22 protein-coding genes are annotated in these 24,666 nt (G+C 69.2%); 11 read left to right on the top strand and 11 right to left on the bottom strand.

The features are described 5' to 3' along the window. Positions 1-2 precede the first annotated feature (2 nt). On the top strand, positions 3-4,637 hold the full coding sequence (locus IHQ52_RS11695; RefSeq protein ID WP_096273776.1) for an ATP-dependent helicase: 4,635 nt from the start codon (positions 3-5) through the stop codon (positions 4,635-4,637). Continuing rightward, a complete protein-coding gene (locus IHQ52_RS11690; protein WP_006434536.1) occupies positions 4,630-5,421 on the top strand; it encodes a DNA-formamidopyrimidine glycosylase family protein in 792 nt (263 codons plus the stop codon). The genes IHQ52_RS11695 and IHQ52_RS11690 overlap by 8 nt, the downstream gene beginning before the upstream one ends. Before the next feature lie 81 nt (positions 5,422-5,502). Here IHQ52_RS11690 and IHQ52_RS11685 read toward each other — a convergent pair whose 3' ends face one another. Together IHQ52_RS11685 and glpD are read right to left on the bottom strand one after the other, a co-directional pair. Beyond that, a complete protein-coding gene (locus tag IHQ52_RS11685; RefSeq protein ID WP_096273774.1) occupies positions 5,503-5,925 on the bottom strand; it encodes a pyridoxamine 5'-phosphate oxidase family protein in 423 nt (140 codons plus the stop codon). A gap of 93 nt (positions 5,926-6,018) precedes the next feature. Beyond that, positions 6,019-7,761, bottom strand: coding sequence for a glycerol-3-phosphate dehydrogenase (gene glpD, locus IHQ52_RS11680; RefSeq protein WP_096273772.1), 1,743 nt, complete (start codon positions 7,759-7,761; stop codon positions 6,019-6,021). Between the two features lie 75 nt (positions 7,762-7,836). Between glpD and glpK the strand changes: the two genes are divergently transcribed. Next, entirely contained in the window at positions 7,837-9,324 is a 1,488-nt protein-coding gene (gene glpK / locus IHQ52_RS11675; protein ID WP_096273770.1) for a glycerol kinase GlpK, read from the top strand. A 1-nt stretch (position 9,325) separates the two neighbouring features. Here glpK and IHQ52_RS11670 read toward each other — a convergent pair whose 3' ends face one another. The 3 genes from IHQ52_RS11670 to IHQ52_RS11660 form a co-directional block, all read right to left on the bottom strand. After that, a complete protein-coding gene (locus IHQ52_RS11670) occupies positions 9,326-9,766 on the bottom strand; it encodes a hypothetical protein (protein ID WP_096273768.1) in 441 nt (146 codons plus the stop codon). Further along, complete coding sequence (locus IHQ52_RS11665) at positions 9,760-11,097, bottom strand: hypothetical protein (protein ID WP_096273766.1); 1,338 nt, start codon at positions 11,095-11,097, stop codon at positions 9,760-9,762. Before IHQ52_RS11665 ends, IHQ52_RS11670 begins: the two co-directional genes overlap by 7 nt. A gap of 83 nt (positions 11,098-11,180) precedes the next feature. Next, positions 11,181-12,584, bottom strand: a complete 1,404-nt coding sequence (locus IHQ52_RS11660; RefSeq protein WP_006434530.1) for an NAD(P)H-quinone dehydrogenase — start codon at positions 12,582-12,584, stop codon at positions 11,181-11,183. A gap of 331 nt (positions 12,585-12,915) precedes the next feature. On the opposite strand from IHQ52_RS11660, the gene IHQ52_RS11655 reads away from it, so the two are divergent. Further along, on the top strand, positions 12,916-13,398 hold the full coding sequence (locus IHQ52_RS11655; RefSeq protein WP_006434525.1) for a gamma-glutamylcyclotransferase family protein: 483 nt from the start codon (positions 12,916-12,918) through the stop codon (positions 13,396-13,398). 54 nt (positions 13,399-13,452) lie between these two features. Here the strand turns inward: IHQ52_RS11655 and IHQ52_RS11650 are convergent, their stop codons facing one another. Further along, complete coding sequence (locus IHQ52_RS11650; RefSeq protein WP_096273764.1) at positions 13,453-14,688, bottom strand: amidohydrolase; 1,236 nt, start codon at positions 14,686-14,688, stop codon at positions 13,453-13,455. Continuing rightward, entirely contained in the window at positions 14,685-15,386 is a 702-nt protein-coding gene (locus IHQ52_RS11645) for an enoyl-CoA hydratase/isomerase family protein (RefSeq protein ID WP_096273762.1), read from the bottom strand. Before IHQ52_RS11645 ends, IHQ52_RS11650 begins: the two co-directional genes overlap by 4 nt. Before the next feature lie 101 nt (positions 15,387-15,487). On the opposite strand from IHQ52_RS11645, the gene IHQ52_RS11640 reads away from it, so the two are divergent. Both IHQ52_RS11640 and IHQ52_RS11635 read left to right on the top strand, forming a co-directional pair. Further along, complete coding sequence (locus tag IHQ52_RS11640; RefSeq protein ID WP_024497223.1) at positions 15,488-16,291, top strand: purine-nucleoside phosphorylase; 804 nt, start codon at positions 15,488-15,490, stop codon at positions 16,289-16,291. Positions 16,292-16,349: 58 nt separating this feature from the next. Beyond that, the gene (locus tag IHQ52_RS11635) at positions 16,350-17,018 is read left to right on the top strand and encodes a hypothetical protein (RefSeq protein ID WP_096273760.1); all 669 of its coding nucleotides are present in this window, start codon (positions 16,350-16,352) and stop codon (positions 17,016-17,018) included. 39 nt (positions 17,019-17,057) lie between these two features. Here the strand turns inward: IHQ52_RS11635 and upp are convergent, their stop codons facing one another. Next, positions 17,058-17,681 carry a uracil phosphoribosyltransferase gene (gene upp / locus IHQ52_RS11630; protein WP_096273758.1) on the bottom strand — a complete coding sequence of 208 codons (624 nt, stop codon included), beginning with the start codon at positions 17,679-17,681 and terminating at the stop codon, positions 17,058-17,060. Between the two features lie 104 nt (positions 17,682-17,785). Here upp and IHQ52_RS11625 point away from each other — a divergent pair, with 104 nt between their 5' ends. The 3 genes from IHQ52_RS11625 (at position 17,786) to IHQ52_RS11615 (ending at position 20,451) form a co-directional block, all read left to right on the top strand. Further along, positions 17,786-18,142, top strand: coding sequence for an ESX-1 secretion-associated protein (locus IHQ52_RS11625; protein ID WP_096273756.1), 357 nt, complete (start codon positions 17,786-17,788; stop codon positions 18,140-18,142). Continuing rightward, positions 18,142-19,098: a C40 family peptidase gene (locus IHQ52_RS11620; RefSeq protein WP_096273754.1), complete on the top strand. Its 957-nt coding sequence runs from the start codon at positions 18,142-18,144 to the stop codon at positions 19,096-19,098. Before IHQ52_RS11625 ends, IHQ52_RS11620 begins: the two co-directional genes overlap by 1 nt. A gap of 78 nt (positions 19,099-19,176) precedes the next feature. Then, entirely contained in the window at positions 19,177-20,451 is a 1,275-nt protein-coding gene (locus IHQ52_RS11615) for a primosomal protein (protein WP_096273752.1), read from the top strand. Between the two features lie 259 nt (positions 20,452-20,710). Here the strand turns inward: IHQ52_RS11615 and IHQ52_RS11610 are convergent, their stop codons facing one another. Genes IHQ52_RS11610 through IHQ52_RS11600 form a run of 3 tightly spaced genes read right to left on the bottom strand, consistent with a single transcriptional unit; the run spans position 20,711 to position 23,516 of the window. Next, entirely contained in the window at positions 20,711-21,820 is a 1,110-nt protein-coding gene (locus IHQ52_RS11610) for an adenosine deaminase (RefSeq protein ID WP_006434516.1), read from the bottom strand. Beyond that, a complete protein-coding gene (locus IHQ52_RS11605) occupies positions 21,817-23,163 on the bottom strand; it encodes a thymidine phosphorylase (RefSeq protein ID WP_096273749.1) in 1,347 nt (448 codons plus the stop codon). Before IHQ52_RS11605 ends, IHQ52_RS11610 begins: the two co-directional genes overlap by 4 nt. Continuing rightward, the gene (locus IHQ52_RS11600; protein ID WP_420871245.1) at positions 23,160-23,516 is read right to left on the bottom strand and encodes a cytidine deaminase; all 357 of its coding nucleotides are present in this window, start codon (positions 23,514-23,516) and stop codon (positions 23,160-23,162) included. Before IHQ52_RS11600 ends, IHQ52_RS11605 begins: the two co-directional genes overlap by 4 nt. Before the next feature lie 273 nt (positions 23,517-23,789). On the opposite strand from IHQ52_RS11600, the gene sdhC reads away from it, so the two are divergent. Together sdhC and IHQ52_RS11590 are read left to right on the top strand one after the other, a co-directional pair. Further along, the gene (gene sdhC, locus IHQ52_RS11595) at positions 23,790-24,194 is read left to right on the top strand and encodes a succinate dehydrogenase, cytochrome b556 subunit (RefSeq protein ID WP_006434513.1); all 405 of its coding nucleotides are present in this window, start codon (positions 23,790-23,792) and stop codon (positions 24,192-24,194) included. A 12-nt stretch (positions 24,195-24,206) separates the two neighbouring features. Beyond that, the gene (locus tag IHQ52_RS11590) at positions 24,207-24,662 is read left to right on the top strand and encodes a succinate dehydrogenase hydrophobic membrane anchor subunit (protein ID WP_005195959.1); all 456 of its coding nucleotides are present in this window, start codon (positions 24,207-24,209) and stop codon (positions 24,660-24,662) included. Positions 24,663-24,666: the final 4 nt, after the last annotated feature.

Raw genomic sequence — 24,666 nt, 5'->3', positions numbered from 1 at the left:
AGATGCCCCGCCCTTCGGTACTCGACCGCCTCACCGCCCCCACCCGGCGATGGTTCACCGGGGCGTTCACCAAGCCGACCGCGGCGCAGAAGGGCGCCTGGACCTCGATCGCCGACGGCGCGAACACGCTGGTCATCGCACCGACCGGCTCCGGCAAGACCCTGGCGGCGTTCCTCTGGGCCCTCGACCGGCTCGCCGCCGACACCGCTGCACGCCGTCCGGGCACGAAGGTCGTCTACATCTCGCCGCTGAAGGCGCTCGCCGTCGACGTGGAGCGCAACCTGCGCGCGCCGCTCACCGGTATCACCCGCGCCGCGCAGGAACTGAACCTGCCCGAACCGAACATCACGGTCGGCGTCCGCTCCGGCGACACCTCGGCCGCCGACCGCCGCACCCTGGTGAAGACCCCGCCCGACATCCTGATCACCACCCCGGAGTCGCTCTACCTCATGCTGACCTCGGCGGCGCGGGAGAGTCTCACGAACGTCGAGGCGATCATCGTCGACGAGGTGCACGCGGTCGCCGCGACCAAACGCGGCACGCACCTGGCGCTGACCCTCGAGCGCCTCGACGAGCTGCTCGAGAAGCCCGCTCAGCGGATCGGCCTGTCGGCGACCGTGCGGCCACCCGAGGTCGTCGCCGGGTTCCTGTCCGGGTCGGCCCCGTGCCAGGTGGTCAAACCGAAGGCCGACAAGACCTTCGACCTCCGCGTCGACGTCCCGGTCGAGGACATGGCCAACATCCCGCCCGCCCCCGGCCCCGACGGCGCCGACCCGGCCGAACTCGACGATGCCTTCTCTCCCACCGCCGGTTCGCTGTGGCCGTACGTCGAGGCGTCGATCGTCGACCAGATCGAGGCCAACCGGGCGACGATCGTGTTCGCGAACTCGCGACGCCTCGCCGAGAAGCTGACCGCGCGGCTCAACGAGATCCACGCCGGGCGACAGGGCGCGACCACCGAACCCAGGGCCAATCCGACGGTCGCGGGCGGGGCCCCCGCGTTCGTGATGGGCAGCGGGGCGAGCTCCGGCGCCGAAGCCGTTCTCGCGCGTGCCCACCACGGTTCGGTGAGCAAGGAGCACCGCGCCCAGATCGAAGACGACCTCAAGGCCGGTCGTCTCGCGTGCGTGGTGGCGACCAGTTCGCTGGAACTCGGCATCGACATGGGTGCGGTGGATCTCGTGATCCAGGTCGAGGCGCCGCCGTCGGTCGCGAGTGGTCTGCAACGCATCGGCCGCGCGGGCCACCAGGTGGGCGAGATCAGCCAGGGCATCCTCTACCCCAAACACCGCACCGATCTGCTGCACTGCACGGTCACCGTCGAGCGCATGCTCGACGGTGCGATCGAGGAGATCAAGGTTCCCCAGAACCCCCTGGACATCCTTGCCCAGCAGACCATCGCGGCCGCCGCCGTCGACGATCTCGAGGTCGACCACTGGTACGAGGTCGTGCGCCGGGCGGCTCCTTACCGGGATCTGGGACGGGGGGTCTTCGACGCGACACTCGATCTCATCGCGGGCCGATTCCCCTCCGACGAGTTCGCCGAACTCCGTCCCCGGGTCAACTGGGACCGCGACGCGGGCGTGATCACGGGACGCCGTGGCGCACAACGACTCGCGGTCACCTCCGGCGGGTCGATCCCCGACCGCGGGCTCTTCGGCGTCTTCATGGTCGGCGAAAAGTCAACGCGCGTGGGCGAACTCGACGAGGAGATGGTCTACGAGTCGCGGGTCGGCGATGTGTTCGCGCTGGGTGCGACGAGCTGGCGGATCGAGGACATCACCCACGACCGCGTCCTGGTGTCGCCGGCGTTCGGCCAACCCGGCCGGCTGCCGTTCTGGATCGGCGACGCGATCGGGCGTCCCGCCGAACTCGGCGCGGCGATCGGGGCATTCACCGGGGCCATCGCCGACCCCGGGAAGCTCGACACCCACGCCGAGCGGCTCGGGCTGACCGAGAACGCCCGCACCAACCTCGCCACCCTCATCGCCGAACAACGCGAGGCGACCGGACATGTCCCCACCGACCGGACACTCGTCGTCGAACGGTTCCGCGACGAACTCGGCGACTGGCGCGTCATCCTGCACTCCCCGTACGGGCTGCGGGTCCACGCGCCGTGGGCGAGCGCCATCTCCCAGCGACTTCTCGCGACGCTCGGCATCGAAGGCGCCACCACCGCATCCGACGACGGGATCATCCTCCGCCTCCCCGACACCGACGACGCGCCCCCGGGCGCAGATGTCTTCCTCCTCGACCCCGACGAGGTCGAACAGCTCGTCACCGACGGTCTCGCCGACTCGTCGATGTTCGCCTCGAGATTCCGCGAATGTGCCGCGCGTGCACTGCTTCTGCCCCGCCGCGATCCGGGACGCCGCGCACCGCTCTGGCAGCAGCGCCAGCGCAGCGCCCAATTGCTCTCGGTGGCATCCAAGTTCCCCGACTTCCCGATAGTCCTCGAGGCCGTGCGGGAGTGTTTGCAGGACGTGTACGACCTCCCCGCCCTGCTCGATCTGCTCAGCCTCATCCGCTCGCGTCGGATCCGCGTCGTGGAGACCGAGACGCCGAGTCCGTCGCCGTTCGCGGCGTCGCTGCTGTTCGGCTACGTCGGCGCCTTCATGTACGCCGACGACGCACCACTCGCCGAACGTCGCGCCGCCGCATTGTCACTCGACACCAGCCTGCTGGCGCAACTGCTGGGCCGCGTCGACCTGCGCGAGTTGCTCGATCCCGGTGTCATCGCCGAGGTCATCGCCCGCCTGCAACGGCTGTCCCCGGATCGCCAGGCGCGCGACGCCGAAGACATCGTCGACCTGCTCCGCTGGCTCGGACCGCTGACCACCGAGGAGGTCGAGGTCCGGTACCGCGGCGAGACGCCGGTGGCCGAAGTGCTCGCCGAGCTGCACCGCAGCGGTCAGATCATCTCCGTCAACCACAACCGGCGTGCGCTCTGGGCCTCGATCGACGACACCGCGCGGTTGCGCGACGCACTCGGAGTCCCTGCACCACTGGGCATTCCGGCCGCCTTCCTCGAACCGGTACCCGATCCGATCGGCGACGTCATCGGACGTTACGCCCGCACCCACGGGCCGTTCACCATCGCCGACGCGGCGGCGGCCCTGGGGATCGCGACGGCCGTCGTGCGCGACACCCTGGGCCGCCTCGCGGGCGAACGACGCGTCGTCGAAGGTGATTTCCTCCCGGAGACCGGACCGGCCGATCCGGCTCAGGGGACGGCACCGACGACCCAGTGGTGCCACACCGACGTCCTCGGGCAGATCCGTCGTGGGTCGCTCGCCGCGAGCCGGGCCGAGGTCGCACCGGTCGGCACCGAGGTCCTCACCAGATTCCTCGTCGAGTGGCAGCACGGGTCACCCGGGACGCAGTTGCGCGGCGTGGACGGAGTGGCGACGGTCGTGGACCAGCTCGCCGGATATCCGCTCCCGGCGTCGGCCTGGGAGTCGCTGATCCTGCCCGCACGCGTCACCGACTACGCACCGTCCATGCTCGACGAGCTGCTGAGCAGTGGCGAGGTCGTCTGGTCGGGGCACGGCCGCATCGGCAACGCCGACGGCTGGGTGGCCCTGCATCCGGCCGACGTCGCCGCGTTCACCCTCCCCGAGTCCGACACCATCGACACCACCACCGTCCACGACGCCATCACCACCGCCCTCGAACCCGGTGGTGCACTGCGGTTCCCACAGATCGCCGGGGACATCGGCACGGGTACGACGACACCCGCCGCCGATGTCGAGAGTGCACTGTGGGACCTGGTCTGGGCCGGTCAGGTCAGCAACGACACCTTCGCTCCGGTGCGCGCGCTGCTCCATCCCCGGCGCAGTCCGTCGACTCCACGGTCGGCACCCGCCCACCGCGCACGAGGCCGCGCACCACGACTCCGCGCCGGACGCCTCTCCGCGCGCTACCTGACCGAGCACGCGTCCGGGCCACCGGTCGCGCCGACCGCGAGCGGTCGATGGTTCGCACTGGACCGGCCCGTGATCGACCCGACCATCGCCACGCAGGCACTGTGCGACCAGCTGCTCACCCGGTACGGCGTGATCACCCGGGGCAGCGTCACCGCCGAAGAGGTGACCGGCGGATTCGCCCGGGTGTACAAGGCGCTCAACGTCTTCGAGGACAACGGCCAGGTACGTCGCGGCTACTACGTCGACGGACTCGGCGGCGCACAGTTCGCCTCCCCGGCCACGGTCGACGAGTTGCGGCGGCACGCCCTACCCGACCGCAAGCCCCCGCGCGAGGCCACCATCCTCGCCGCCACCGACCCGGCGAACCCGTTCGGTGCGGCGCTGGAGTGGCCGAGGTCCCGGGATGCCGATGCCGGTCACCGACCGGGTCGCAAGCCCGGCGCGCTGGTGGTGCTGGTCGACGGCGAGCTCGTGTGCTTCGTCGAACGCGGCGGCAAGACGCTCCTGACCTTCACCGACTCGATCCCCGCCCTGGAATCCGCTGCCGGAGCACTGGTGGCCCTGGTCCGTGCGGGCCGCATCTCCCGGTTGACGATCGACCAGATCGACTCGGAACCGGTGCGCGGCACCGACTTCGGCAAGGTCCTCGTCGAGGCCGGTTTCGCCACGACCCCGCGCGGCATCCGACTCCGGTACGGAACCCATGCCTGAGGGCGACACGGTCTTCGCCGCGGCCGCCCGGCTTCGTCAGGGTCTGGAAGGACGCACACTCATCTCGACGCAGTTCCGCATCCCGTCGCTGGCCACCGCCGACCTGTCGGGACGGACCGTCGTCGGGGTCAGGTCGAAGGGAAAGCATCTGCTCATCGACGTCGAGGAGAGCGAGCCCGGTGCAGGCGACGCGGTCAGCATTCATTCCCATCTGAAGATGGAGGGTGTCTGGCATGTGCATCGCCGGGGCCAGAAGTGGCGTCGCCCCTCGTACCAGGCGCGGGTGGTGCTGCGCACCGACGATCACGAAGCCGTCGGCTTCGATCTCGGCACCCTCGAACTCCTCGCCGACCCCGACGCCGCCCTCGCCTACCTGGGGCCAGATCTGCTGGCCGACGACTTCGATCGTGACGAAGCGATCCGCCGACTCGGCGCAGACCCCGAGCAGACCATCGGCGCGGCACTCCTCGACCAACGCCTGATGGCCGGCGTCGGCAACGTCTTCCGCAGCGAGATCTGTTATCTGCGTGGCGTTCTCCCGAGCCGTCCGGTCGGAGACGTGGACCTCGGCCCGATGGTCGACCTCAGCCGTCGATTGCTGTGGGCCAATCGGATGCGCTCGGCCCGGACCACCACCGGCAACACCTCACCGAACGCGCGCATGTGGGTGTACGGCCGCAACGGCCAGTTGTGCCGCCGCTGCGCGACGATCGTCAAACGCGGCGAACTCGCCTCGACCGGTGGCGAGCGATCCGTGTACTGGTGCCCACGCTGCCAGAGTTGATCGCAAACCCACCGGTTTTCGGCAAAACCGGCACCCTCGAGGGTGGAGAGTTTGCCGAAAACCGGTGGATTTGTGGCGGCGTCAGACGGGGTAGCGTTCGGGTTCGGGTCCGAACTCGAAACGACGCGCGGTGATCTCCTCGACCGCGATCTCCACGTAGTTGTACTTGACCGTCGCGATCCACGGACGCAGCGGCAACCGGTCGGCGGCCTCGATCTCACTCAGTGCGGACAGAATCCGCGCCGAGCCCTTGGCCACCACACTCCACCCACCGGTGTCGGTGTGGGCGTCGGACTCGAACGCCACCCGGTTGTTCACCACCACCTCGGCGAGTTTGGTCCCCTCGCCCGTACGCAAGGTGATCTTCCCGTCCGCCGCATAGTAGTTGACCGGGAAGATGTCGGGAGTGTCGTTGACGCTCAAGGCTATCCGTCCCAGCTCCCCGGAGCCGAGCAACTCCCAGGCTTCTTCCGGAGCGAGTATCTGAACCGGCATCTCCGTCATGATCAGTCCCTTCTTCCCCAGTTCGATGATCCCCTACGAGAGACGGTGGCGACAGAGGACAAAGTCTCCGAGTTCGCCGAGTGGCCGGCGGTCTCACTCGGGGACGGGCACCGGCTCCAGGATCTCCGACCGCGCCTCGGGTGCGGCCGCCCGCAGGGCGTCGGCCGAGTCGTCGTCGGGTTGCTGCTGCGAGGCCACCTCGGCCTCCACCCGGGCGATGTAGGTCGCGACCTCGAAGTCGCGCTGTTCGGTGGTCCACCCCAGGATCGGGGCGAGCAGGTCGGCGACCTCGTCGGCACAGTCGACGCCGCGATGGGAGTACTCGATCGCGATACGGGTACGCCGCGCCAGCACGTCCTCGAGATGCCGTGCGGCCTCGGCGACCGCCGCGTAGACCACTTCGACGCGGAGATACTGCGGCGCCGCGCCCAGCGGTGCGAGCAGCGACCTGTCCTCGGACGCGTAGTAGAGAACGTCGTCGATCAGCGAGCCGTAACGGTTGAGCAGTCGTCGAATCCGGTACGGGTGGAGGCCGTACCGCTGTCCGAGATGCTCGCACTGGTTGATGAGCGCGAAGTACCCGTCGGCGCCGAGGAGCGGCACCCGCTCGGTGATCGACGGCGCCACGCGGGTGGGGATGAAGTCGTTGCAGGCTTCGACGGCGTCAGCGGCCATCACCCGGTAGGTGGTGTACTTGCCGCCCGCGATCGCCACGAGTCCCGGCGCCACGGTGGCGACGGCGTGCTCGCGCGAGAGTTTCGACGTCTCGTCATCCTCACCGGCCAGCAGCGGCCGCAGACCGGCGTACACGCCTTCGATGTCGTCGTGGGTCAGCTTGGTGACCAGCACCTCGTTGACACGCTCCAGGATGTAGTCGATGTCCGCACGGGTGGCGGCCGGATGTGCGAGATCGAGGTTCCAGTCGGTGTCGGTGGTGCCGATGATCCAGTGGGTCTCCCACGGGATCACGAACAGCACCGAATTGGCGGTGCGCAGGATGATCGCGGTCTCGCTGACGATCCGGTCACGCGGCACCACGATGTGCACGCCCTTCGACGCGCGCACCTTGAAGTGACCGCGCTGCTTGGACAACGCCTGGACCTCGTCGGTCCAGACCCCGGCGGCGTTGATGACGCAGTGGGCGCGCACCTCGGTGACGTCGCCGCTCTCGGTGTCCCGCACGCGCACTCCGAGAACGCGGTCGGATTCGCGGAGAAAGCCGATCACCTGCGTCGAAGTACGGATGACCGCGCCATAGTTGGCCGCGGTGCGGGCCACGGTGAGGCTGTGCCGGGCGTCGTCGACGACCGTGTCGTAATACCGGATCCCGCCGATGAGCGAGTTGCGCTTGAGTGCCGGAGCCACGCGCAGCGCGCCCGATCGTGTGACATGGCGCTGGCCCGGCACCGATTTGGCGCCGCCCATGCGGTCGTAGAGGAAGATTCCCGCCGCCACATACGGCCGCTCCCAGACCCGCTGAGTGAGCGGGTAGAGGAACGGGAGGGGTTTCACCAGGTGCGGGGCCAGCAGGCGCAGCGAGAGCTCGCGCTCCGTGAGGGCCTCCCGGACGAGACCGAACTCGAGTTGCTCCAGGTAGCGGAGTCCGCCGTGGAACATCTTCGACGACCTGCTCGAGGTCCCCGAGGCGATGTCGCGCGCCTCGACCAGCGCCACCCGCAGACCTCGCGTGGCGGCGTCGAGCGCGGCGCCGACCCCGACCACCCCGCCACCGATCACCACGATGTCGAACTGTTCGTCACCGAACCGCCGCCACGCCTCGGCGTGGTAGAGCGACCCCATGTCCGCCGGCCGGTCCGGGTTGAACTCGGTGTTCATGTTCGCCGAGCCTAATTGATTCCGGCCCACACCACAGCGTGCGACACTGACGGCGTGGGCAGTTCAGGCAATTATGTGGCGGCGATCGACCAGGGCACCACCTCGACCCGGGCGATGATCTTCGACCGCAAGGGACACGTCGTCGGGGTGGAACAACTCGAACACGAACAGATCTTCCCGCGGGCCGGCTGGGTCGAACACGACGCCGCCGAGATCTGGCGCAACACCCGCCGGGTCGGCGCCGCCGCACTGGCCTCGGCCGACCTGACCGCCAAGGACATCGTCGCCTGCGGCATCACCAATCAGCGCGAGACCACGGTGATCTGGGACCGCGAGACCGGACGGCCGGTCCACAACGCCATCGTGTGGCAGGACACCCGCACCGCCGAGGTGTGCACCGAACTCGCCGGCGACGTCGGTGTCGACCGTTACCGCGAACGCACCGGCCTGCCACTGTCGACCTACTTCGCCGGACCCAAGATCCGCTGGCTGCTCGACAACGTCGATGGGCTTCGCGAGCGCGCCGAATCCGGCGAGTTGTGCTTCGGGACAATGGATTCCTGGATTGCGTGGAACATGACCGGCGGAGTCGACGGTGGGCAGCACGTCACCGACGTCACCAATGCCTCGCGCACCATGCTCATGGACCTGCGGACGCTGAGCTGGGATGAGGAGATCTGCGACGAGATGGGCATCCCGATCTCGATGCTGCCCGAGATCCGCAGCTCGTCCGGCGACTTCGGCGCGCTGCGAGGCAACGGACCACTCCCCGGCGTCCCGCTGACCGGCATCCTCGGCGACCAGCAGGCCGCCACCTTCGGCCAGGCCTGCCTGTCACCCGGCGAGGCCAAGAACACCTACGGGACCGGTAACTTTCTGCTGCTCAACACCGGAACCGAGCCGGTCTTCAGCGAGCACGGCCTGTTGACGACGGTCTGTTACCGCATCGGCGACGAGCCGGCGCGCTATGCGCTCGAGGGGTCGATCGCGGTGACCGGCTCGCTCATCCAGTGGCTGCGGGACAATCTCGGCCTGTTCCCGGTGTCGTCGGATGTGGAGAAGCTGGCCGCGGAGGTCGACGACAACGGCGGCGCCTACTTCGTACCCGCCTTCTCCGGCCTCTTCGCGCCACGCTGGCGCTCCGACGCCCGCGGTTTGATCGTCGGTCTGACACGCTTCGTCAACAAGGGCCACCTGGCCCGGGCTGCGTTGGAGGCCAGCGCCTTCCAGACCCGCGAGGTCATCGAGGCGATGCAGGCCGACGCCGGCATCGAGCTGTCCACGCTCAAGGTCGACGGCGGGATGGTGGTCAACGAACTGCTCATGCAGTTCCAGGCCGACATCCTCGACGTCCCGGTCGTCCGGCCCGTGGTCAACGAGACCACGGCACTGGGTGCGGCATACGCGGCCGGTCTGGCGGCGGGGTTCTGGGAGAGCGAGGACGACATCCGCGCGAACTGGGCCGAACACAAACGCTGGGAACCCGCCATGGCCGAAGAAGAGCGGGAACGCCTGTACGGCGAATGGAATCGCGCCGTCGAGCGCAGCTTCGATCTGGCGTGAATCAGGCGACATAGTCGGCGAGAACCCCGACGACACCCGCGGTGCCCCCGAGCGCGGCGGCGGCTTCGTAGGCAGCCTCCCGCAGAGCGGTGCGCGGTGCCTCCGCGGCCGTCGACACCGACATCGCGGCGAGGACGCAGTCAACAGCCCGGGCACGGCGGAAGCTGTCGAGTTGACGATCGGTGTCACCGCGTCGCTGGTGGGCGAACGAATCGAAATCGTGTTGTGCGGCAACGACCCTCAACGACGCCACGCCCGCCGGCTCGGCACTCCCCTGCTGGCGCCACTGGCGGATCACGTCGCGGACCTCGGGGGTCGACACTCCGGTCACGTCCATGACGGTGGCGACCAGGAGATGCAGACACCGGATGATGTCCTCGTCGGGCACCGCGGAGGCGAGCCGGGCGACACCGCCGGGCAGCCTGTCCACCCGGCTCAGCATGTCCGGCCACGTGTCGTCGACGATGGTTCCTCGCCTCCGCCGGTACCCGCGTCGGCGGTACCGGGGTGCCGAACCGCCGGAGCGAGCGCGTCACCCGGCGTCGGCTGCGGGGGTACGGCCTCCGGTGCGGCCGGGGCCATGTGCGGAATCCAGTCGCCGATCACCGGCGGCCCGACGAGCGGCAGGTCGCCGACGATCTCCGCGCCGTGCTCTCGGTTGCGCAGGTAGGGCGCCGCCTTGTGCTTGTCGTCGTCCTCGGCGCCGGGCCGGCGGGCCGTGGGCGGCGCACCGGCGGGGCCCACCGGTGGTGCGATCCCCGCACGTGGTCCCGCAGCACTCGCTGCCGGCGGCGTCGACGTCGTCGGCGTGGCGACTCCGGGCGACGACGGCGTCAGCGGGAGCGGTCCGACCACCGGGGCGATCGGTACTCCGGCCCCGACGCCGGAACCCGTTCTGTCAGAACCATTTCCGCGATCGTTCCCGGATCGTCCGGCACCGGCAACACCGTGCGTGCCGACACCGCCCGGTGTGCCCTGACCGCCGCGGAGCAGACCGTCGGGGTCGTCGGCATCCCGGCGGCCGGACGATCCCGACGGCGAGGAGGACGACGAGACCGGCGCGACCGGGGTGGGTCCACCTCCCGCCGGTCCAGGTCCCGGCCCACCGGTCGCGACCGGGGCCGTGGCGCCACCGGAACGGCCGAAGTCTCCCGCGTCGACGGTGTTCGCCGCCTGGCCGCGCGGCGCCTCGGAACCGGACCCCGGGCCGGCCGCGGACGACGGGCCGTCGATCCCGCGCACCACGTCGTCGGGCCCGGTGGGCTCCGGAAGCGCGTGCTGGACACGCTGCATCGGTGACGAGTACGTGCCCGACATGGTGCGGTCCGCCTCGAACCGCACCATCGGAGCGTCCTCGGGGTTGTCGCGGAGATGCTGCTGCAGTTCTCGCAACCGCCCCTCCTGACCCCGTGTCGCACCGACGATCCCGACGGCGGTACTCAGGGCCTCGCCGACCACGGTGGCCGTCGCCAGGCTCCGTTGCATGGCGTCGGACAACGCCTTTCCCGTATCGAGGGCGGCATCGGAGGCGAGGCCGAGCAGCTCGTCGCCGAACATCGCCGCCATGCGATCCGACGAGCGGCGCACCGCCTCGATCGCCTTGAGGATCGTCTCGACGTCACCGGAGGCCCGACCGGGATCCATGGTGCGGAGGGTGTCGATGATCTCGTCGATGCCCATGCCGGCCCAGTCGGTGCGTCCCCCGCCGAACGACGGCGCGTTCGACACACCCCGGTTGTTCTGCGCAAACGGGTCGGCAACGGGCCCTGTCACGACATCTCCCCCTGCGTCGCGGTGCGCCCGGTTCCGGGCGGATTCTCCACGACCCTACCGTGATCGCGCCGCTCGACGAGGTGTCAGTCCAGATCGTCGTGCCGGACGAGCTGACGCGCGGCCTCGGTGATCGAACCGGACAGCGACGGGTACACCGAGAACGTCTGCGCGAGATCGCCGACGGTCAGTTTGTTCTGCACCGCGAGGGCCAGCGGGAGGATGAGCTCGGAGGCGTTGGGCGCCACCGCGACACCACCGATCACCACGCCGGTGGCCGGACGGCAGAAGATCTTCACGAATCCGCGACGCAGCCCGCTCATCTTGGCGCGCGGATTGGTCGCCAGCGGCAGCATCACCGTGCGCGCGGGGTACTCGCCGGCGTCGATGGCCTTCTGCGAGACCCCGACGGTGGCGATCTCGGGACGCGTGAAGATCGCCGACGCAACGGTTTTCAGCTTGATCGGGCTGACGCCCTCGCCCAGGGCGTGGTACACGGCGATGCGACCCTGCATGGCGGCCACCGAGGCCAGCGGCAGCAAGCCGGTGCAGTCGCCGGCCGCGTAGATTCCGGGCACCGAGGTCCGCGACACCCGGTCCACCCGGATGTAGCCACCCTTGTCGACCTCGACCCCGGCACGCTCGAGTTCGAGGTTCGCGGTGTTGGGAATCGAGCCGACGGTCATCAGCACGTGACTGCCGGTGACGGTGGACCCGTCGGCGAGATGCGCGGTGACGGTGTCACCGTCGCGAACGACCTTGTCGGCACGCGCGTGCTTGACGAGTTCGACGCCGCGCTCGGCGAGCGCATCCTCGAGCACCAGGGCGGCGTCCTCGTCCTCGTGCGGGAGCACGCGGTCACGGCTCGACACCAGCGTCACCTTCACACCGAGTTCGGTGTAGGCGTGGACGAACTCCGCGCCGGTGACACCGGAACCGATGACGACGAGATGCTCGGGCAGCTCTTCGAGGTCGTAGAGCTGACGCCAGGTGAGGATGCGTTCGCCGTCGGGCTGCGCGTCGGGCAGGATGCGCGGCGACGCGCCGGTCGCGATCAGCACGACGTCACCGTCGTAGCGCTCGGTGCTGCCGTCGGCGAGGGTCGCGACGACGCAGTGGGTCGAGACGCCGACCTGCGTCTCGTCGAGAACGGCGGTACCGGAGACCAGTTTGACGCCCTCACTGAGGAGTCGCGACTTGATGTCGGCGGACTGGGCGAAGGCGAGGTCGCGCACGCGCTGATGGATCTGCGGGAGGGTGACCAGGGTGTCGTCGGTCTTGATGTTGATGCCGAGGTCGACGGCGCGACGCACCTCGGTACGGATACCGGTGGAGGCGATGAAGGTCTTCGACGGGACGCAGTCCCACAACACACAGGCACCACCGATCCCGTCCGAATCGATCACCGTGATGTCGGCGCCGTACGCGGCCGCGGCGAGCGCCGCCTCATAACCCGCTGGTCCACCGCCGATGATGACGATCCTGGTCACTGTGCACTCCTGTCCTTCACCGGTCTCGTCGCGGCGGCCTTCGTGGGGCACCGTGCGCCCGGCGTGGTGTTGTCGAATGGGCGAACTGGTTGGTGCCGGACCGGCGGGCGTCCGACTGGCTGGTGTCCGACTGCTGATCCGACTGGGGCGAGCCTCGCGGGGTGGTGCGTCGCTCTGATGTGGCGGACCGTCACGTGGTGTCGCGCCACCTAACAACGTAGTCCCGATCGTCCCGCGGCACTCCTCGGGTGGCCCCGCATGCGGCGTACGCCACTCCTCCCCTCCTGCCTGTCGCCTTCCGGACTCGCCGCCGACCCACTAGGCTCCACCCGTGCCGATTTACGCAGCCTACGGATCCAACATGCATCCCGAGCAGATGGCGGAACGCGCGCCGCACTCGCCGATGTCGGGTACCGGATGGCTACGCGGGTGGCGCCTGACCTTCGGTGGCGGCGACATCGGCTGGGAGGGTTCACTCGCGACGGTCACCGAGGACCGCGACGACCCCGACGCCCGTGTCTTCGTCGTCCTGTACGACGTGACGACCGAAGACGAGGAACTCCTCGACCGGTGGGAGGGTTCCGAGCTCGGCATCCACCGCAAGATCCGCGCACGCGTCGACACCGCCGACGGCCCCGTGCTGGCCTGGCTGTATGTGCTCGACGCCTACGAGGGCGGACTCCCCTCGGCCCGCTATCTCGGTGTCATGGCCGAGGCCGCGGAGATCGCCGGCGCCCCCGCCGACTACGTCCAGGACCTGCGGTTGCGCGAGTCGCGCAACGTCGGGCCCGGGCCGGGGCCCGTCGAACCCTGAGGTCCTGGGCCCGTCGAACCCTGAGGTCCTGGGCCCGTCGAACCCTGAGGTCTTCTAGGGCGCGAACGGCGGCGTCAGTTCCGGCAGTTCGCCGGCGGCGCTGCGTGCGTTGAGTACGACCCCGGCGAGCGTGCGGACGCCGATGGCGAGGGCGCGTTCGTCCAGGTCGAAGTTGGGGGCGTGCAGGTCGACCTGCGGACCGAAACCGTCCCACACGCCGAGTCGGGCCATCGCTCCCGGAACCTGCTCGAGGTACCAGGAGAAGTCCTCGCCGCCGGGTGACTGCGGGGTGGCGGCGACGGTCTCGGGGCCGATCGCGGCGACCGCGCGTTCGAGCATGCCCACCGCGATCTCGTCGTTGACGACGGGCGGAACGCCTCTGAAGTAGGAGAGGTCGTAGCGCACGCCGAGCGGCGCGAGGAGTTCGCCGACGACGCTGCGGACCAACGGTTCCAGTGCCGCCCAGGTGTCGTGGTCACCGGTGCGGACCGTGCCGCGCAGCCGGCCTTCCTGCGGGATGGCGTTGGCGGCGCTGCCGGCATTGGCCGCACCCCACACCATCACCGTGCCCGATCGGGGGTCGACGCGCCGCGAGAGCACGCCGGGCAGTCCGGTGATCACGGTGCCCATCGCGTAGATCAGGTCGCCGGTCAGGTGCGGGCGGGAGGTGTGTCCGCCTGCGGAGTGGAGTTGCAGGTCGATGTGGTCGGCCGCCGACGTCAGCGGACCCGATCTCAGGCCGACGGTGCCGACGGGCAGACGCGGATCGCAGTGCAGCGCGAAGATGCGCCCGAGTCCGCTGGTCACACCGGCTTCGATGGCGTCGAGCGCGCCACCGGGCATGACCTCCTCGGCCGCCTGGAAGATCAGCCGGACACCCACGGGCAGCGGACCAGCCGAGGCCAGGAGTTTGGCCACACCGATCAGGATCGCCGTGTGGGCGTCGTGTCCGCAGGAGTGAGACGCACCCTCCACGGTCGAGGTGAACGGGAGGCCGGTGTGTTCGGTGACCGGCAGGGCGTCCATGTCGGCGCGCAGACCGATCCGCGGTTCACCGGAGGGACCGAGGTCGCAGACGACGCCGGTGCCCAGCGGGAGCCGGCGCGGGTCGAGACCGGCGGCCGACAGTTCGGCCATCACCAGCTCGGTGGTGCGCACCTCCTGCCGGGACAGCTCGGGATGAGCGTGGATGTCGCGCCGCCACGCGATGAGCTCGGGGCCGTGGGCGGCCAGCCACGCGTCGATGATGCGCGACGCGTCGGGGAGTCTGTCCGCCGTCACGCCGGTCACGACAGGACCCCTGCCGGAGTCGGAAGGGCGAGGTCGTCGAGCAGTGGTCCGCGCAGGCCTCGTTTGATCAGGGCGAGGTTTGGGCCGGCCGTCGCCGCGCGCGAAGCGGCGACCTCGGCGGCGCGGGCGGTCAGCCGCTCCGCCTCGACCGCCTCGTCGACGATCCCCGCCGCGGCGGCCTCGGCGGCGCCGTACCGCCGGCTGGTGTACATCGCCTCGGTCGCGGCCCGATCAGTGAGCCGCGTGCGCAGGAGTGTCGACATGCCGCGGGTGAAGGGCATGTTCAACGCGGCCTCGGGCAGGGACCAGAACCCACGTTCGGTGCGCATCAGCACATGGTCGGTGCACAGGGCGAGCATGGCGCCGGCACCGAACGCGTGGCCGTTGATCGCGGCGACGGTCGGGACGGGGAGCGTGAGGATCGTGGCGTACAGCGAGTGCACGCGGTCGAGGTATGCGGGCAGTTGATCCGGCGCGGCGAAGATGTGGTCGGTGTCGAGCCCGTTGGTGAAGAACTTGCCGGTCGCGGTCAGCACCAGTGGGCGGCTCGGGTCGGCGCTCACCTCACCGAGCAGTCGTTCCACCTCGTCGAGCCATTCCAGACGGAAGCGGTTCTCGGGGTCCGACTCGTCGAGTTCGGCGCCTGCGGCCCCGAGCTGGAGTTCGACGACCTCCCCGACCTCGTTGAGATATGGCATGGCCTGACCCTATCGCCCCGCGACGAGTCCTCTCCGGGCACGGCCGTCGCACGATGCCGCGGTGCCGCACCGGCGTCGGGGTCACCGTTTAGGGTTGGCGCATGGATCCCACTGCCGATGCCGACGCCGCAGCCATCGTCGCAGCCGCCACCATCGCCGCCGAGACCGACGCCGCCGCACACGATGTGGCCGTGATCCTCGGCTCCGGGTGGGCGCCGGCGGCCGACGCGTTCGGCGCGCCGATCCGTTCGTTGCCGATGTCCTCGATCCCCGGCGTCACCCCGCCCGCGGCCGCCGGTCACGGCGGAGTGATCCACTCGGTCCGGGTCGGCGACCGCCGAGTCCTCTTGATCCTCGGCCGGATTCACGCCTACGAGGGCCACGATCTCGCACGCGTCGTGCACCCGGTGCGTACCGCGGCCGCGGCCGGCGTCCACACGGTCGTGCTCACCAACGCGGCCGGCGGCCTGCGCGAGGACATGTCGGTGGGTCAGCCGGTCCTGATCTCCGACCACCTCAATCTGACGGCTCGTTCTCCGCTGGTCGGCGCACAGTTCGTCGACCTCGTCGACGCCTACTCCCCGCGGTTGCGGGAGATCGCCCGTCGCGTCGACCCGTCGTTCGCCGAGGGTGTCTACGCCGGTCTACCCGGACCGCACTACGAGACCCCGGCCGAGATCCGGATGCTCCGCACGCTCGGAGCCGACCTGGTCGGCATGTCGACCGTGCACGAGACGATCGCGGCCCGGGCGGCCGGACTCGAGGTTCTCGGGATCTCGCTGGTGACCAATCTGGCCGCCGGGATCACCGGCGAACCCCTCAGCCACACCGAGGTGCTCGACGTCGGGCGTGCGTCGGCGACACGCATGGGCGAGCTGCTCGCCCAGATCATCGGCGAGCTGTAGAACCGATCCCGACGCCGAATCCTCACCCGAGCAGTCCCGACAGATCTCGAGGAGCACCATGACCTATCCACCCGACGGTTCCGGCGGTTACCCGCCCGGCGGGTACCCGGGCGCCTATGGGCCTGGTGGCTATCCGCAGGGTCCGCCACCGCAACCGCCGCGCTCGCCTTGGACGTCGCCCGCGGTCCTGGTGGCGATCGGCGCCGGTGTCCTGCTGGTCGTGGCAGGGGTGCTCGCCGCATTTCTCCTGATCCCGTCGGACGAGGAGTCCGCCGACACGACCGCCGCGACCACCACCAACCCGGAGCCCGCGACGATCACGAGCACCGTCACCCGGTCCCCGACACCTCCCCAGACGACCGTCACGACGACCCCGCCACCGGCGCCGAACGGTCCGACCCCGACCGTGACGGGTGCCGACTGGCAGGGATTCGTCACCGGTCCGCGGTGCAACGCGGCCGACGACCCGGCCGTCGCGATCGGTCAGACCTCACGGTCCCGGGTGGTCATCTGCCAGGTCGGGAACCAGACGGGTCGCTGGTACTACAAGGGCCAGGCACCCGAGGGCGGCATCGAGCTGCAGTTCCCGACCCGCGTCGGCAACACCTTCGAGGCGCGCAACGGAGCGGTCCGCTATCTGGTGTCCCCCGCGAGTCTCACCATCGTCGAGGGCGGTTCGGTGCTGACGAACGAACCGATGCTCGCCTACTGGTCGCTGCCCGGCTGAACCGCTCGCGACCGGCCGCCGTCCTCGGCACGAACCCCGTCAGCGCGGCCCGAACTGACGATCGCCGGCGTCGCCGAGCCCCGGCACGATGTAGTTGACATCGTTGAGTCCCTCGTCGATCGCCGCCACGACCAGCCGGCACGGATGGCCCGACTCCTCCAGGAGGGCCACGCCCTGCGGCGCCGCGACGACGCAGACCGCGGTGATGTCGGTGGCGTTGCGCGCGACGAGCAGTTCGATCGTGTGCAGCATCGACCCTCCGGTCGCGAGCATCGGGTCGAGCACGAAGACCGGAAGTCCGGAGAGGTCCTCGGGCAGCGACTCGAGATACGGCACCGGTTGTGCGGTCTCCTCGTCGCGGGCGATGCCCACGAAGCCGACCCGGGACTCGGGCACCATCGCATGCGCCTGCTCGACCATTCCCAGACCCGCTCGCAGGACCGGCACGAGCAGCGGCGGCGTAGCCAGACGCGATCCGGTGTACGGGACCAGCGGCGTCCTGATCTGCATGTCGACACGCGGCGCACCGGCCAGCGCCTCATAGATGAGCATCTGGGTGAGATCCGACAGCGCCGCACGGAATCCGGCGTTGTCGGTGGTCTCGTCTCGCATCGTCGTCAGACGCGCGGCGGCCAGGGGATGATCGACGATCAGGCGTTCCATGGCGACCAGAGTATTTCCTGGGTCCGTCCGCGTGCGCAGTGCGTGCCGTGAGCCGCGTCGGGTGTCCGATGGAACCGAACGGGCGTCCGCCGCGTCAGAATCCCATGAGCCCGCGATCCACGACCTCATCCGCCGCCCTCACGCCTCCCGACCACACCCCGGGTACCACGCTACTGACGGATTCCGCGGCACTGCAGGACTTTTCGTCAGCCCACAGTGCCGGCGGCGCTCTGCTCGGTGATCGTGCCGCTGACGAAGCGGCACTGGTCGACCTCGCGATCACGTTCGGGATCATCGGCGCGGAGTTCCTCGCCGCGGTGGTCGAGTTCCTGCAGATCCACCGGCGCAGTATCGAGACGACCGCGGCACGTCAGGAACAACTGGCGGCGGCCACCCGGCGCGCCGACGAAGGCTACCTCGACTGCGACTGCGCGGCCGCCGACCGGGAGTTCACCCTGTGATGCCCGGTGTAGAGCTCTTCATCGAACCGTTGCGCCTGCTCGTCGGCGCACTCGGCACCGGCGTCCTGGCGCCGGGCAATCCGGCAGAGACGATCCGGTCCGCCGCGTCGGCCGTCGACGCCGCGCGCCGTGGGTCGGTGGCGGCCACCGAAGCCGTCCGCCCGCATTGGGAGGGGTCAGGCGCGGACGCCGCCACCGACGCGGCCGTCGGACTGCAGCAGAGCATGGGCGCGCTGACGGGGGACGCCGACGAATTCGCCCGCCTCGTCGAGAGCGCCGGCAGCAAGGTCCGATCGGCATCGACCCAACTCGGCGCCCTGGTGGATTCGCTCGAACGTCGCGCCCGCGCGTTCGGGAGCGAACTGTTCACGCCGGCCGGACTTCTGACGATGCTGCCGGTGGCGGCCGAGCACCTCGGGCGCGGCCTCGAGATCGTCTCCCGCACACGCGCCGACCTCCGCTCCGACACCGACGCGATGACTTCCCTGGGCCGACGGATCGCGCCCGCCGCGGTCACGACCGCCGCACCGCCGGGCGAGCGGCATTCGGGATCCCCGGCATCCGGACGCGTGCCGATCACCCTCCCCGACGGTTCGGTGGCGTACGCGCCCGACGAGCGAGCGGCGATAGCCGTCCGGGCGGCGTTGAGTCAGCGCGGTGTTCCCTATGTCTGGGGCGGGACGACGCCCGCCGGATTCGACTGCAGCGGTTTCACGCGCTGGGCGTATCGGCAAGCCGGCCTCGAACTCCCCCGCCTGGCCCAGGATCAGGACACCGCCGGATTCCGCGTGTCCCGGGCGCAATTACAGCCGGGCGATCTCGCCGTGTGGTCCGGCCACGTGGCGATGTACATCGGCAACGATCAGATGATCGAGGCCGGCGATCCGGTGGGTGTCTCACCGGTTCGGACCGCCAATCTCGACCAGACCTTCGAGGGATTCTTCCGGCCGCGCTGACGATGCGGCGCGAGTACCGTTCGGCGTCTGTGGGGGCACTACTGGATCCATGGCGATCAATCGCTAGGCTGTGTCCCCATGGCCGGAGACATCGTCCCGATTGAGCTCGGACTCACCGACGGAAACAGCTTCACCCTGTGGGCACCCCGCTGGCGGGAGGGTGACGACGAGTGGGAGGCGTTCCTCGGTCTCGACGAGGATCTCTACGTCCTGCCCGGCGTCGCCGAACTCGCGGCCTTCATCCGCACCAACGACGACAACGACCTCGTCGAGCATCCGGCGTGGCCGACCATCGTCGGCGTGCAGGCCGACGAGCTGGTGCCGGACGAGCGCCACACCTACGACCTGGTGGGCGTGCCGGAGCTGGCCGCCGAGGACCCGACCCCTGAGGTCATCGCCGAACTCGAGGACGCACTCGAGATCGTGCGCATCCTGGGTGAGGTCTGCGAGCTGACCTCGGTCACGAAGTTCTTCAACGGCAACCCGATCCTGGGTGCGGTCACGACCGGCACGCGCAACTTCGAGGGTCGCGAGGGCCTCGACCTGTGGGTGCGCATCGGACGTCTCATCGCGAAGCACTGGGACGACGTCCTCGACGCGATCGACGAGGTCATCACCACGCCGAAGGTCGACGCCAAGGCCGTGGAGACCGCCGAAGCCGAACTCGAGGCCGCCGCCTCCGCCGAGGACGAGGACGAGCCGGACGACGACGACATCGAGATCGTCGAGACCGCGGACGACGAGGCCGAGGACGAAGACGACGAAGACGAAGACGAAGAAGATGAGGACGATTACGACGACGACGATTTCTGGGCGTCGGTCGGCATCGACCCGATCAAGATCATCACGCGCGGCAACGAGTACCTGACGCTGCGCTGCTACCTCGGCGACGACCCGGTCTTCCTCGGCACCAAGGGCAAGATCTTCGTGTTCACCTCGGCGCGGGCACTCTCCCGCTTCCTCGCCGACGACAACAGCCATGACCTGTCCGACCTGTCGACGTTCGAGGACATCCGCACCGAGGCGACCAACGGCTCGCTCGAGTTCGACGTCATCGACGACAACGTGTACGTGCTGCCCGGTCTCGCCGAGGACATCGCCGACGGCCCGCGCCGCATGGACCGCGACCAGCTCGACCTGGCCGTCGAACTGTTCACCGACGCAGCCGACTACGCCGGCGACGACACCGTCAACGAGGCACTGGGATCGTCCACTCCCCTCGGCTGGTTCGTCGACTACACCGTCAACCCCGACCCGAAGCGGATGGCCCCGAGCGGACCGTTCGACAACGAGGCCGAGGCGTGGCGCGCACTCGAGCACGACTTCGAGAACCGGCTCGTCAAGAAGGGCTGAACCGCCGCCACCCGCTCCTTGAGTAGCCCCGGAGCTTGCGGAGGCGCTACACCCGCTCCTTGAGTAGCCCCGGAGCTTGCGGAGGGGCGTATCGAAAGGACCTACGCCGCCGGCCGTCATCCCCGCCGGCCGAGTAGGCCCGAGGGGTTACCCGAGGGCCGTCATCCCCGCCGGCCGAGTAGGCCCGAGGGGTTACCCGAGGGCCGTCATCCCCGCCGGCCGAGTAGGCCCGAGGGGTTACCCGAGGGCCGTATCGAGGTCACCCCAGCAGCACCGCGTAGCCCGGCTTGATCACGTCGTCGATGAACGCCAGACGTTCGTCGAAGTGGATGAACGCCGACTTCATCGCGTTGACCGTGAATCGTTCGAAATCGGCCCAGCCGTAACCGAACTGATCGGCCAGCAGTCCGAACTCCTTGCTCATCGTGGTGTCACCCATGAGCCGGTTGTCGGTGTTCACCGTGACGCGGAACCGGAGTCGGGCCAGCACGTTGAACGGATGCTCGGCGAGTGATGCGACCGCGCCGGTCTGCACATTCGAGCTCGGGCACAGCTCGAGCGGAATCCGCTTGTCGCGCACGACGTTCGCGATCAGGCCGAGCTTCGCGCCGGTGAAGGAATGGGCGGCGAGGTCGACGCCTTCGGGGAGTTCGATGTCGTCGAAGACCCGCACGCCGTGCCCGAGACGGTCGGTGCCGCAGAAGCCGATGGCCTCGTGGATCGACGGCAGGCCGAACGCCTCGCCCGCGTGGATGGTGAACGGCGCACTGTTGGCCCGCATGTACTCGAAGGCGTCGAGATGACGGGTCGGCGGGTGGCCCGCCTCGGCGCCGGCGATGTCGAAGCCGACGACGCCGCGCTCGCGGTAGCGCACCGCGAGTTCGGCGATCTCGCGCGACCGTGCCGCGTGACGCATTGCGGTGACCAGACATCGCACGCTGATGCGCTTCCCGCGGTCGGCGACGATCCGCTCGCCGTCGGCGAAGCCACGGAGAACCGCTTCGACGACCTCGTCGAGGGTGAGCCCGGCCTCGAGATGCTGTTCGGGTGCGTAGCGGACCTCGGCGTACACGACGTTGTCGTCGGCGAGGTCCTCCACACACTCGCGCGCGACCCGTTCGAGGGCGTCGACGGTCTGCATGACGGCGACGGTGTGGGTGAAGGTCTCCAGATAGCGCTCGAGGGAGCCGCTGTCGGCGGCCTCCCGGAACCAGCGCGCGAGCCCGGCCGCGTCGTCGACCGGCAGCCCGTCGTAACCGACCTGGTGTGCGAGTTCCAGGACGGTCGCCGGCCGCAGCCCGCCGTCGAGGTGGTCGTGAAGGAGCACCTTGGGCGCAAGGGTGAAGTGCGCCGGATCCAGCGTCGTCATCTTGTGAACCTAACGGAATCGAGGATCAGTGGCCGGTCGCCGGCGCCGCGTCTGTCGGTGCCCCCGTCCTCGATCCGAAACGCACCGTCGAGGCTCGAGCGCGCGCCGGCGATCCGTTCCTCATCCTGGGTGTGCAACGTGAACAGCGGTTGACCGGCGCGGATGGGGTCGCCGGGTTTGGCGTGGATGATGACACCCGCCTCGGCCGAGACCGATTCCCCCGGTTTCGACCGTCCGCCGCCCAGCCGCCACGCGGCGTCCCCGACCGCGCGCGCGTCCATATCCGTCACGATGCCGTCTCGATCGGCGGTGACCACCTCCTGGTGCCGGGCGACCGGCAGCGGAGCATCCGGGTCGCCGCCCTGCGCGGCGATCATCGACCGCCAGGAGTCCATCGCCCGGCCGTTGGCGAGATGCGACGCCGGGTCGGCGTCGGGCAGACCCGCGGCGTCGAGCATCTCCCGGGCCAGTGCCAGGGTCAGTTCGACGACGTCGGCGGGCCCACCGCCGCCGAGCACCTCGACCGACTCGGCGACCTCGACCGCATTGCCGACCGCCAGGCCCAGCGGAACGCTCATGTCGGTGATCAGCGCCCGGGTGTCGACCCCCGCGTCGTGTCCGAGTTCGACCATCGTCGACGCCAGTTCACGCGCATCGGATTCGTCGGGCAGGAAGGCGCCCGAGCCGGTTTTCACGTCGAGGACCAGGGCTCCGGTGCCCTCGGCGATCTTCTTGCTCATGATCGAGGTCGCCAGCAGCGGGATGGACTCGACCGTCCCGGTGACATCACGGAGCGCGTAGAGCTTACGGTCGGCGGGTGCGAGATCCGCGCCCGCGGCACAGATGACCGCACCCACCTGCTCGAGCTGGGCGAACATCTCCTCGGTACTCACCTCGGCCCGCCAGCCGGGAATGGATTCCAGCTTGTCCAGGGTGCCGCCGGTATGCCCCAGGCCGCGGCCGGACAGCTGCGGAACCGCGACTCCGAAGGACGCGACCAGAGGCGTCAGGGGCAGCGTGATCTTGTCCCCGACGCCACCCGTGGAGTGTTTGTCGACGGTGGTCAGGGGACGTCCGTCGCGGCGAAGGCCGGTCAGATCCATCCGGCGTCCGCTGTCGATCATCGCCCGGGTCCAGGTCGCGATCTCCCGCCGGTTCATGCCGCGGAGGTAGATGGCCATCAACAGCGACGACATCTGTTCCGGCGCGACCTCGCCGCGCGTGAAGCCGTCGACCACCCAGGCGATCTGCGCGTCGCTGAGCTCGAAGCCCCCACGCTTGGTCGCGATCACCGAGACGGCGTGGATGACCTCGTCGCTCGCAGCCCCGAGCGAGGAGGTCACGAGACGACCTCCGCGATGTCGTCGGGACCGAACGCGTCCGGCAGGAGGTCGAAGAGGGGACGCGGGCCGGCGGGGTGATCGACGAGGAGTTCGCGGCCTCCGTGCTCGAGGAGGACCTGCCGGCACCGCCCGCACGGCATCAGGATCTTCCCGGAGGCATCGGTGACCGTCACCGCACGCAGGGACCGATCACCCTGTGAGATCAGCTGCGCGACCAGCGCGACCTCGGCACATATACCCAGGCCGTATGAGACATTTTCCACATTGCAGCCGGCCACGACACGCCCCTCGGAGGTGACGCCCGCCGCCCCCACCGGGTAGTGCGAGTACGGCGCGTAGGCACGGGACAACATTTCAGTTGCCCTGTGTCGCAGGACATTCCACGGTATTTCGGTAAGCACGCCCACCTCCTGGCAAATCGTGTAACCAACCGGACATGCGCAATTCATCGCGGCCAAAGCTCGGGTAAGGCAAACCTAAGTCGTAATGTCTTGTGCCTCAGATCGGTTCGGGCAATTTATCACCGCAATGGGCATGGGTTTAGAGTCTCTTGTCATGGGTCCATGGTCGAGTCGGAGCATGCCGATTCGACGCGTCCATCGACGATGTTGGAGGCCACTTTTCCGATGAGCACCTCGACCGAAGTCGCACCTGACCCGGTGCGTCGACGTTCCCTGTACCGCGGCGACCCGGGCATGTGGTCCTGGGTCCTGCACCGCATCACAGGCGTCACCATCTTCTTCTTCCTGTTCGTACACGTGTTGGACACCGCGGTCATCCGCGTCGATCCCAACCAGTACGACGAGATCATCGAAACCTACAAGACCCCGATCATCGGTCTCATGGAGATCGCCCTGGTCGCGTGCGTCCTGTTCCACGCCTTCAACGGCGTGCGCCTGATCCTGGTGGACTTCTGGGCCAAGGGCCCCAAGTACCAGCGTCAGATGCTGTGGGTCGCGATGACCCTGTTCGTCGTCGTGTTCGCCGCCGGCGCCATCCGCCTGCTGCAGATCATGTTCAGCCACCTGTAGGAGACACCAGAGATGACCACCTCGGAAGCCACCGGTGTCGCGAAGACCCTCGGCAAGGAACACGACCGTCCGGCCAGCCTGGACAACCCTCGTTCGCCCCGCAAACCCAAGGGCGGCAACTTCGAGAAGAACGCATGGATGTTCATGCGCTTCTCCGGCCTGATCCTCGTCTTCCTGACGATCGGCCACATGTTCATCATGCTCGCCTGGGACGGCGGTGTGCACCGCATCGACGCCTCGTTCGTCGCCGCGCGGTGGAGCTCCCCCGGCTGGCAGATCTGGGACCTGACCATGCTGTGGTTGGCCCAGCTGCACGGCGGCAACGGTGTCCGCACCGTCATTGCCGACTACTCGCGCAAGGACTCGACCCGCTTCTGGCTCAACGTGCTGCTGGCCGTGTCGATGATCCTGACCCTTGTGCTGGGCACCTACGCGATCCTCACCTTCGACGTCAACAGCGTCGGCTAAAGGA

The organism is Gordonia amicalis (genome assembly GCF_022059885.1).
GTDB classification, from domain to species: domain Bacteria; phylum Actinomycetota; class Actinomycetes; order Mycobacteriales; family Mycobacteriaceae; genus Gordonia; species Gordonia amicalis.
This window is presented reverse-complemented; position numbering and strand designations above follow the sequence as displayed.

Bases quoted from the DNA above. Each gene is read 5' to 3' on its own strand.
- IHQ52_RS11695 (WP_096273776.1), top strand. From the start codon at position 3: ATGCCCCGCCCTTCGGTACTCGACCGCCTCACCGCCCCCACCCGGCGA.
- IHQ52_RS11690 (WP_006434536.1), top strand. From the start codon at position 4,630: ATGCCTGAGGGCGACACGGTCTTCGCCGCGGCCGCCCGGCTTCGTCAG.
- IHQ52_RS11685 (WP_096273774.1), bottom strand. From the start codon at position 5,925: ATGACGGAGATGCCGGTTCAGATACTCGCTCCGGAAGAAGCCTGGGAG.
- glpD (WP_096273772.1), bottom strand. From the start codon at position 7,761: ATGAACACCGAGTTCAACCCGGACCGGCCGGCGGACATGGGGTCGCTC.
- IHQ52_RS11670 (WP_096273768.1), bottom strand. From the start codon at position 9,766: ATGCTGAGCCGGGTGGACAGGCTGCCCGGCGGTGTCGCCCGGCTCGCC.
- IHQ52_RS11645 (WP_096273762.1), bottom strand. From the start codon at position 15,386: ATGCCATATCTCAACGAGGTCGGGGAGGTCGTCGAACTCCAGCTCGGG.
- IHQ52_RS11640 (WP_024497223.1), top strand. From the start codon at position 15,488: ATGGATCCCACTGCCGATGCCGACGCCGCAGCCATCGTCGCAGCCGCC.
- IHQ52_RS11635 (WP_096273760.1), top strand. From the start codon at position 16,350: ATGACCTATCCACCCGACGGTTCCGGCGGTTACCCGCCCGGCGGGTAC.
- upp (WP_096273758.1), bottom strand. From the start codon at position 17,681: ATGGAACGCCTGATCGTCGATCATCCCCTGGCCGCCGCGCGTCTGACG.
- IHQ52_RS11625 (WP_096273756.1), top strand. From the start codon at position 17,786: ATGAGCCCGCGATCCACGACCTCATCCGCCGCCCTCACGCCTCCCGAC.
- IHQ52_RS11620 (WP_096273754.1), top strand. From the start codon at position 18,142: ATGCCCGGTGTAGAGCTCTTCATCGAACCGTTGCGCCTGCTCGTCGGC.
- IHQ52_RS11615 (WP_096273752.1), top strand. From the start codon at position 19,177: ATGGCCGGAGACATCGTCCCGATTGAGCTCGGACTCACCGACGGAAAC.
- IHQ52_RS11610 (WP_006434516.1), bottom strand. From the start codon at position 21,820: ATGACGACGCTGGATCCGGCGCACTTCACCCTTGCGCCCAAGGTGCTC.
- IHQ52_RS11600 (WP_420871245.1), bottom strand. From the start codon at position 23,516: ATGTTGTCCCGTGCCTACGCGCCGTACTCGCACTACCCGGTGGGGGCG.
- sdhC (WP_006434513.1), top strand. From the start codon at position 23,790: ATGAGCACCTCGACCGAAGTCGCACCTGACCCGGTGCGTCGACGTTCC.
- IHQ52_RS11590 (WP_005195959.1), top strand. From the start codon at position 24,207: ATGACCACCTCGGAAGCCACCGGTGTCGCGAAGACCCTCGGCAAGGAA.